This window comes from Phytobacter sp. V69 (assembly GCF_965644215.1).
In the GTDB taxonomy this organism is placed as follows: Bacteria; Pseudomonadota; Gammaproteobacteria; order Enterobacterales; family Enterobacteriaceae; genus Phytobacter.
In genome coordinates this window covers 1-7961 of record NZ_CBFFRL010000201.1, presented here as the reverse complement: position 1 = coordinate 7961, position 7961 = coordinate 1, and the positions used below count along the sequence as shown (strand labels likewise).

Below are 7961 nucleotides of genomic sequence, written 5' to 3'. Positions count from 1 at the left end.
AATTATCTTTCAATGGTCAAGCTGGGTTGCATCCGATTGTTTTACAAGAGGTTATGCAATTAAGGGACACAGCCTAAACCAGATAACCGTATCCCAGGCGGCGTGATCGTTGAGTAACGCTTTCCAGCTTACGGCTTTTGAGGCGAATAAATACGCCGCCAGCCCCAGCCCGACGGAGGTTGCGGAAAGGCCGGTAACCAGACTTGTTCCCCAGCCAATGAGCGCCAGAACAAATCCGAACGCCACTTTCTTTTCCGCGCTGCTCATCGCACCCAATTCGACCAGGGACTGTTTCCCCATGGCTTTGGCTTCGGGCGTTCGTTTCAGCTGTGGATTCAGTAACTTGTACACCAGCAGAGGCATCAGGCAGAAGCATGCCATTGCCGGGACTACCGCGGACACAAACCAGCTACTCCAGGTGATATCAACACCGAGCGAGGTTTTCGCCAGGCTGCCGACCAGCGGGTTTGCCGCCATCCCGGTGAGGAATATCGCCCCGGTGATGGGGGTAAACTGAAAGCACACCATGGTCAGAAAATCGCCGATGCGTTTACCCGATTCGCCGGGTGAGGAGCCCAGAACTTCGTTAATCGAACGCGCGATGGGAAAAATAATCCCCCCTGAACGCGCGGTCACTGATGGCATGGCAGGGGCCATGATGAGATCCGACACGCCCAGTGAATAGGCGATCCCCAGGCTGCTGCCGCCAAACAGCGACAGCATCTTATACGCGATGCGTTTGCCAAGCCCGGATGTCACAAAGCCCAGCGAAAGCACATAGGCACAGAAAATCAGCCACACCGTGCCCGAAGCAAACCCCGATAGCGCTTTTGCCTCTGGCAAGGTTTTGGTAAAAATCACCACGCTAAGGGCAATCAGCATCACCGCACCGGACGGGAGAGGCTGGGTCAGGATAGCGGCAATGGTGGCCGCGAAAATGGCAAACATATGCCATGCTTCCGGAGTCAATCCTTCCGGAACAGGAAAGAACCAGATAGCGGTTCCGAGGATAAGAGGAACCAGAAAGGCGATAACAGATTTCCGTGCAGAACAAGCGGATGGCATATGTCTCTCCTTATCCCTCAGGATTATTGCCGTTGCGCGAATTTTTCCAGAACCCGATCCACCATCTCTGGTGCCATACCCAGATAATTCGCCGGGTCGGTCAGGCGCTCAATAAGCTGCGGATCAAGGCGACTGGAAACCCCTGGCATGCTGTTCAGCACATCAGCCAGTCGTCCCCCTTGTTCGTTCACCACGCGGCAGGCATCGTACACAACGTCGTGTGCATCCTGGCGGCCAATGTACGGAGCCAGACCCATCATGACGGCTTCGGCAACGATCAGCCCTTTGGTCATATCCAGATTTTTCGCCATCGCCGCTTCATCCACAATCAGGCCGGCGAGCATAAAGTTGGCTTGATGTAACGCCCCGGCGGCGAGCACAAAGCTCTCCGGAATCGCAATCCATTCCGCATGCCACGGCCCGGTGGCGCGTTCTAAATCCTGCACCATCGCGTCCAGCATTAATCCGGCGTGCTGGCGTACCCCTTTTGCACAGGCCAGCATCAGCTCACTGGAAATTGGGTTGCGTTTTTGTGGCATGGTGCTGCTGGCACCGCGGCCTTTCACAAAGGGTTCATACAGCTCGCCGAATTCATTGGCGGCAAGCAGCATCACGTCATAGCCGATTTTGCCAAGCGATCCGGTGATAAGCCCGAGCAGGTTCGTCGCTTCGGCAAAGCCATCGCGGGCAACATGCCAGGTGGAAGAGGGGACGCCCAGCTTGAGGATATCCATCATGGCCTCCTGAACCGCGAGACCTTTATCGCCAAGCGACGCAAGCGTTCCGGCCGCTCCGGCAAATTCCCCCACCAGAATACGTGGCCGCGCCTGGGCAAGGCGCTCGGTATGGCGGTCAAACATATCCAGCCAGATGGCCGCTTTGTATCCGAAGGTAATCGGCAGTGCCTGTTGCAGGTGCGTCCTGCCCGCCATCGGCGTGTCCCGATAGCGGCGCGCCAGACCGGCCAGCGTCAGGCAAAGTTGTTTTAACTCGCTTTCGATAAGGTCGAAGGCATCACGAATTTGCAAGACGACGGCGGTATCCATAATGTCCTGCGTGGTAGCGCCCCAGTGGACGTAGCCGCCTGACTCGCCTGCCTGTTTAGATATTTGGTGCACCAGCGGCAAAATGGGGTAACCGACAATTTCGGTTTCATGGCGCAGCAGGTCAAAATCCAGCGTATCTGCAGTGCATTTTTCCGCGATCTCATCGGCGGCTTCTTGCGGGATAACGCCGCATTTTGCCTGGGCCTGCGCGAGGGCAATCTCGACTTCAACATATTTACGAATCAACTCGTGATCGTCGAAAATCGCACGCATTTCCGGCGTGCCGAAGGAATCCCTGAACAAAACAGAATCAAGCACATTTGAAGGCATAACCACTCCTTGGGGGTCTGATTGGTGATAGACTGCGGGACAGAAAAAACAGTCAGAATCAGGGGTTGCTAACGTTGAATCGGCCATTTTTTTATCCTGACACATTCCGATTTTTCCGGCTTTAAATGTACGGACATTTGAATATGTGCGGACATTTATAATGACCATACAGTTAGCAAGAAAGTGCTATCGCTCACCTTTGTGATGTCGATCGTTTAATTTTTGAAGAGTGAAACGATGAAAGAGTCTCTGTATAAGCAAATGGCCCGTAAGCTGGCGCTGGCGATCACGCAGGGGACATATCCGCCAGGATCGCTGTTTCCAACGGAGATGGAGCTATGTGAAAGCTGGCAGGTGAGTCGTCACACGGTACGCGAAGCACTGCGGGAACTCACGGAGCAGGGGCTTATCAGCAGGCGAAAAGGCGCAGGGACACGCGTCTGCGAACAGAAGCCGGAAATGCAGGATCATCCTCTGGCCTCACTTGAAGATTTACTGGTACTGGCAAAAAACAACCTGCGAGTGGTGAAAAAGACCGATGAAGTGGTGGCAGATTTTGAGCTATCGCAGGTGATTGGTTGTGAGCCGGGTTCGCGCTGGCTGCATATCGCCAGTACCCGCGAAGATCCTCTGCAAGAAAACGCACCCATCTGTTGGACCGACAGCTATACCAGCATTGCGTATGTGAAGGTCGGAAAACTGGTGCGTAGCGATCCGTATGCGCTAATCAGCGCGCTGATTGAAAAGCACTACGGTATCCGCAGCCATGAAGTGCATCAGTCGATAACGGCGGTTGGTGTGCCGGTCAAAATCGCGAAAATATTGGGCGTGGAAGCCGGGTCACCCGCGTTGAGAATTGTACGGCGTTACCTTGATGCCCAAGGGAAAACATTCGAAACCACCGTGTCACTCCATCCGGCCGGACGGTATACCTGCAGTATTGTGCTCAAACATCAGGGTGCCGGTTCCCGGTGAATGTCATTCTCGTCAGAGAAAATGCGGCTCGCTCAGGAGCGAGCCGCATCTCCCTTAAAACATCAGAGTATGAATAATGCTGCGCACCGCAATCCCAACAAGCACGCCGGGGATGACATAGCGGAACAACCGGACGAAGCGGCTGGCGATCCCGAGGAAAATGCCAATCCCCGGCAGATCGAATGTCTGGATCAGGAAACCGGCCGAGGCGTTCACCTGCTCCGGCGTCACCAGCCCTTTTCGCAGCAGTTCTGACATCACGCCGAAGTACGCCGTCCCCCCCGCCAGACACTTGGTGAGCGTTGGCAACACATAGACATCAGGCAGGTTGAACCAGGCCATTACCGGCGAGACTAAGCGTGTCAGAACGTCTATCGCCCCCGCGTCTTTCAGCATGCCGACAATGGTTAACGAGAGCAGCAGCATCGGCAGGGAACCCAGCGCCAGGCGTATGGCATCTGCCCCTGCGCCATTAATGATGCCAATCAGGCTGGACGATGATTTATCGTTAAACGCATCGGTCGGCTCGGCGGTCTGGACGGTGGTGGAAAGCTTTTTCCCGAACAGGTGGTAAGTGACCGCGGCTGCGACCAGTCCCCCAAAAATCGAAATGGTGATGGCACTTCCCCAGTGCAGCCCGTAGGGAATTAACGGGTAAAAGACGTTGCCTTGTCCCATCGCAAACAGCATCGCCAGGGCGGCGGCAAGCTGGCGTTCGGAGGTGCCCCTTTTTTCCATCATCGCCAGGGCGGCAATGGGGGCGGCAAAGCTGACGAAGTTGAGTTGTATCAGGGCGAAGATGGCAACCCCGGAAATGCCGAACGGCTTGAGCACCGGGGTGGTCAGTCGCACGACGGCATCGACAACACCTTTTGCTTCCAGGTACTTCATCACGATGAGCATCACAACCATGACGGGAATAAGCGTGTAAAGCGCGACATCAACAGACGTCTTACCTGCTGACATAATGACATCAATAATATTCATTCATCTATCCAGTGAAGATCCACGCAAGGCAATCTACACCTCCAGGACAGCAAGTAAAATCCATGTCGTGCTTTTATAAATTAGTCAGATGAAAGCGGCCTCTGACCTGCGGGTCTTCATAGGCTTTGCTTTTGATATATCAGCACGCAGCCGGTCCCTGGCCGCCGTGATGATTCAGATGAGATTGTAATATTTGTCCGCCACCGGCAGCGGCGGCAGTGGCCCTTGCCCGGTCATGTCCATCATGTTGCGTTCAATCGAGGTGCAGATGGCATTCAGCGCCAGATTGTTGGGGTGCGTGCCAAACGGATGTTCCATCTCTTCGGCAATCGAATCCCAGGACAGGAAGGCGTAGGAGATAAACACCGACACAAACGGCGTCATCATGTGCAGGTCGGAAACCAGCGCCAGCGGCAGAAGAGTGCAGAACAGATACACCGTGCGCTGCAAAATCAGTGAGTAGGCAAAGGGGACCGGCGTGTTGGCGATACGCTCACAGCCGCCCAGACAGCGCGACAGCTCGTTAAGATTTTCATCGGTATTCTGCCAGACAAAATCACTGATTTTGCCTTCCCGGCGCAGGCGGGCAAATTCTTTGCCAATGAAGATGAGAATACGATTGCAGGACGAGGTACTTCTCAGTATCTCGGCAGCCACGTCCGCAGGCAGCAAACGTTGTATATCCGCAGAGGCATCCGTGTGGCGCAGTTGATGGTTCAGACACCAGCTAAACGCGGTCAGGTAACGGGAAAGCGTCTGTTGGATTGCCGTATCGTCGGGCAACGCGCTGATGGTCTGGCGCATCAGGCTGCGGGAAGTTATCGTCACCGATCCCCAGATGGCCCTTGCTTCGGTGTAGCGGCTGTAACTGGCGTTGTTGCGAAAGCCCAGAAAAATAGCGATGGCGATACCCAGCAGGCTGAACGGTGCAACTGTCAGGTGAATGTTCAGATTTTCATAGTACGGCCAGGCGATGATCGCCACGATAGACATGAACAGGTTCAGTCCTAGCCGGGCGATTATCATGGACAGAACGGACCCATGCCAGTTAAAGAGCCGGATAAACCAGCTCTGGGGTGGGCGTATGATCATACGAATTCCTTTACGGTCTTTTGTTTTATTGTTTGCAGGTGGCCGGTGGAAATCCGGCGCGGAAATTGTAGCCTGATGGGATTTTCCCGCAAGTTAACTGGCACCGTCTGGCGCTATAACGGCACGATTGATTCGTGGCATTTACCGCGCGAAGCCGTATTGGTGGGTTGTGTCCGGCATTGCCGGACCTGATCAGGAGAGAAGGGCGTTAAGCGTTACCGCGCCGAACTGGCATTGCACCAGGCATTCACCGCAACCATTACAGGCATCGGTGGTGATGCCCGGTAAGCCGTTAGCGGTAATCGAACAGGCCTGCGTCGGGCAGGCGTCCACGCACTGTTTGCAGGTGCGCACCGGGTTCACGCAGGCGCTGCTGAACGCCGGGCGTAAGCCGGTATCAAAGCGTGCCTGCGGCTGCAGTACGCCCGCTTCACACGCCTGAATACATAGCCCACAGCCATCACAACTGGCGTATTCAATCGATAACGCCGGCAACCCGCTGTCATGCTTTGCAAGAACCCCCATCGGACAGGCATCGACACAGTGATAACACTGGGTGCACTGGGCCATAAAATGCGCCATTGGTAATGCGCCCGGCGGTAGAGGGTGTTTGGGCAAGCTGGAGGGCGGTTCAGGGGCGACCTGGCGCGCCGCGCTGGCGAAGGCGCGAAACAGTCCCCGTCGGCTGATGTGCCGACGAGACATGTATTCCTGATAAAACTGCTCCGATTTACTCATCCGAAATACAACCGTGCTTCGGCAGGCTGCAGCGCGTTTTGTTGCTGCACGTCCGCCAGAAATGCCGTTGCCACGTCGGCGAGGTGGGCATAGAAGGGGCTTACCGTGTTCCCCTGCAGCAGCATCAGGTAGCGAAATCCCCACGGCAGCAAATAGCGCTCCAGCAGGGTGTTTGCCGCATCCTGGTTCCCCTGTTCAACCAGGGCGCTGTAGGCCAGCAACATCAGCCCGAACTGATCTTCCGGCTCATTTTGTTCCCCGGCAAACGCCAGACCATGGCTGCGTAGAAACGCCCGATACTGCGCGGTGGTTTCTCCCATCAGGAGGTTGTCTTTTTCCAGATAGACCGACCCCCAGGGCGGGGCGACCATCTCACCCTGGCCTTCGAACAGTACCGAAAACTGCCAGATAAGCGCTGCTTCATCGGGAAACGACCATTCGTCGCACAGGCGGGTAATGGCGTCGCGCTCCTGCCATGGGTAGATCTCCGGCAGGGTGGGCAGACAGTCAAACAGGGCGCTGACTTCCGGGCGTTCGGGTGAGTAGTAGAACAGCGCGCCAAGGATACGTGGCAATACCGCATGAGAAGACATTTGTCACACTCCTTAAAAACAGCGGCAGCCAGCGTTTATCTGGCTGCCAGCGGGTTACATCGGTAAGGTCCAGAGGTTGTAAAACGCAATGCGGCCTGCCAGCTCTGCGGCGATAACCACCAGGACGGTTGCCGCCAGGATAACCGGGCCGGTTTTAAAGCGCATCCAGGCACCGGCGCAGACAACGCCGATAGCCAACAGGATAGCCTGCGCGGTAAACCAGCTGGTCTGCGCCGCCGTCAGCACGCCATCGGCGCTCATCAGCGTCGACATGTACCCTGGGCGCAGGCAGAAGCTGGCAAGGATCGCCAGAATGCTGACCACCAGCCCAATGCGACGCAGCCCCAACAGTGCGGCCAGCGCGCCGCCGCCAATCAGCGGTGTCAGCACCATCATCACGACAGTATAAGAGGAGCGCCAGGTCGCCACTGTCGGCAACTGGTAAATGCGCGGAATGGCAAACAGGAACACCACACCTGTCACCGCTGCCAGCCAGGCCAGCCCGGTGAACACTTTGGTTGCGCCACGATTGAGCAGCAGCCCCAGCGAGGCCAGCCCGCCGAAGGCCGCATACAGTGACGAAAGGGCAATTTCATTGCTCATCGGGGAGGCGCCCACGCGGAAAAGCACGTTCATCGCGCGTAGAGGCTGGCCCAGATGGAAAACGGCCATAAACAGGCCAAGCCCAAACAGACACATGCTGGCAAACAGGCCGATCGTTATGCGGCGGGCGTCAACTTTTCCCAGCGTGCCGCCAATCAGTAGCAGGATGAATGCCCCAACGGCGCTTTGGGTGAACACCGTAAAAAAGACCAGCGGTAACTCATGCATGACGCACCTCCCTCAGATTGAGGATGGCACCTTCTTTGTCGCCGGTGGGACGCGCTTTCGGGTGCGCCTTGACGATCAGGTTCGGGTGGGTAAACGAAGCGGACGGCAAAGGTGCGATTTGGTTTTCGCTGCCGTATTTCGCGCGTAGTTCATCAATCGGGCCGAAATCCAGCGCGCGCTGCGGGCAGGAGTCCACGCAGATGGGGCGCAGGTTTTTCTCCAGCCGATCTAGATAGTGTCGTCACGAGGATAAAAATCATTGATAATAGGGCCTTCTAATCAGAAGGCCCTATTATCATGACTA

The 7961-nt window shown here is 56.0% G+C and carries 7 protein-coding genes and 2 pseudogenes; 1 reads left to right on the top strand and 8 read right to left on the bottom strand.

All coding sequences use genetic code 11. From position 1 onward, the window contains the following. Nucleotides 1-75: 75 nt before the first annotated feature. Nucleotides 76-1065 (bottom strand): annotated as a pseudogene (locus ACSZPU_RS21015) (DASS family sodium-coupled anion symporter); the annotation flags it as partial. A gap of 23 nt (nucleotides 1066-1088) precedes the next feature. Continuing rightward, nucleotides 1089-2441 (bottom strand): class-II fumarase/aspartase family protein, encoded by a 1353-nt coding sequence (locus ACSZPU_RS21010; RefSeq protein WP_499002818.1) that lies wholly within the window; start codon nucleotides 2439-2441, stop codon nucleotides 1089-1091. 237 nt (nucleotides 2442-2678) lie between these two features. Between ACSZPU_RS21010 and ACSZPU_RS21005 the strand changes: the two genes are divergently transcribed. Further along, the gene (locus tag ACSZPU_RS21005; protein WP_499002817.1) at nucleotides 2679-3416 is read left to right on the top strand and encodes a GntR family transcriptional regulator; all 738 of its coding nucleotides are present in this window, start codon (nucleotides 2679-2681) and stop codon (nucleotides 3414-3416) included. Between the two features lie 54 nt (nucleotides 3417-3470). Here ACSZPU_RS21005 and ACSZPU_RS21000 read toward each other — a convergent pair whose 3' ends face one another. The 6 genes and pseudogenes from ACSZPU_RS21000 to ACSZPU_RS20975 form a co-directional block, all read right to left on the bottom strand. Next, on the bottom strand, nucleotides 3471-4403 hold the full coding sequence (locus ACSZPU_RS21000; protein ID WP_499002815.1) for a nucleoside recognition domain-containing protein: 933 nt from the start codon (nucleotides 4401-4403) through the stop codon (nucleotides 3471-3473). 174 nt (nucleotides 4404-4577) lie between these two features. After that, entirely contained in the window at nucleotides 4578-5495 is a 918-nt protein-coding gene (locus ACSZPU_RS20995; protein WP_499002813.1) for a bestrophin family protein, read from the bottom strand. 192 nt (nucleotides 5496-5687) lie between these two features. Then, entirely contained in the window at nucleotides 5688-6200 is a 513-nt protein-coding gene (gene napF / locus ACSZPU_RS20990; protein WP_499002812.1) for a ferredoxin-type protein NapF, read from the bottom strand. Nucleotides 6201-6229: 29 nt separating this feature from the next. Next, nucleotides 6230-6826, bottom strand: coding sequence for a molecular chaperone TorD family protein (locus ACSZPU_RS20985; RefSeq protein WP_499002810.1), 597 nt, complete (start codon nucleotides 6824-6826; stop codon nucleotides 6230-6232). A gap of 54 nt (nucleotides 6827-6880) precedes the next feature. Next, a complete protein-coding gene (locus ACSZPU_RS20980) occupies nucleotides 6881-7657 on the bottom strand; it encodes a dimethyl sulfoxide reductase anchor subunit family protein (protein ID WP_499002808.1) in 777 nt (258 codons plus the stop codon). After that, a pseudogene (locus tag ACSZPU_RS20975) lies at nucleotides 7650-7889 on the bottom strand (DMSO/selenate family reductase complex B subunit); the annotation flags it as partial. The pseudogene ACSZPU_RS20975 and the gene ACSZPU_RS20980, both read right to left, overlap by 8 nt. Between the last annotated feature and the right edge of the window lie 72 nt (nucleotides 7890-7961).

Bases quoted from the DNA above. Each gene is read 5' to 3' on its own strand.
- ACSZPU_RS21010 (WP_499002818.1), bottom strand. From the start codon at position 2,441: ATGCCTTCAAATGTGCTTGATTCTGTTTTGTTCAGGGATTCCTTCGGC.
- ACSZPU_RS21005 (WP_499002817.1), top strand. From the start codon at position 2,679: ATGAAAGAGTCTCTGTATAAGCAAATGGCCCGTAAGCTGGCGCTGGCG.
- ACSZPU_RS21000 (WP_499002815.1), bottom strand. From the start codon at position 4,403: ATGAATATTATTGATGTCATTATGTCAGCAGGTAAGACGTCTGTTGAT.
- ACSZPU_RS20995 (WP_499002813.1), bottom strand. From the start codon at position 5,495: ATGATCATACGCCCACCCCAGAGCTGGTTTATCCGGCTCTTTAACTGG.
- napF (WP_499002812.1), bottom strand. From the start codon at position 6,200: ATGTCTCGTCGGCACATCAGCCGACGGGGACTGTTTCGCGCCTTCGCC.
- ACSZPU_RS20985 (WP_499002810.1), bottom strand. From the start codon at position 6,826: ATGTCTTCTCATGCGGTATTGCCACGTATCCTTGGCGCGCTGTTCTAC.
- ACSZPU_RS20980 (WP_499002808.1), bottom strand. From the start codon at position 7,657: ATGCATGAGTTACCGCTGGTCTTTTTTACGGTGTTCACCCAAAGCGCC.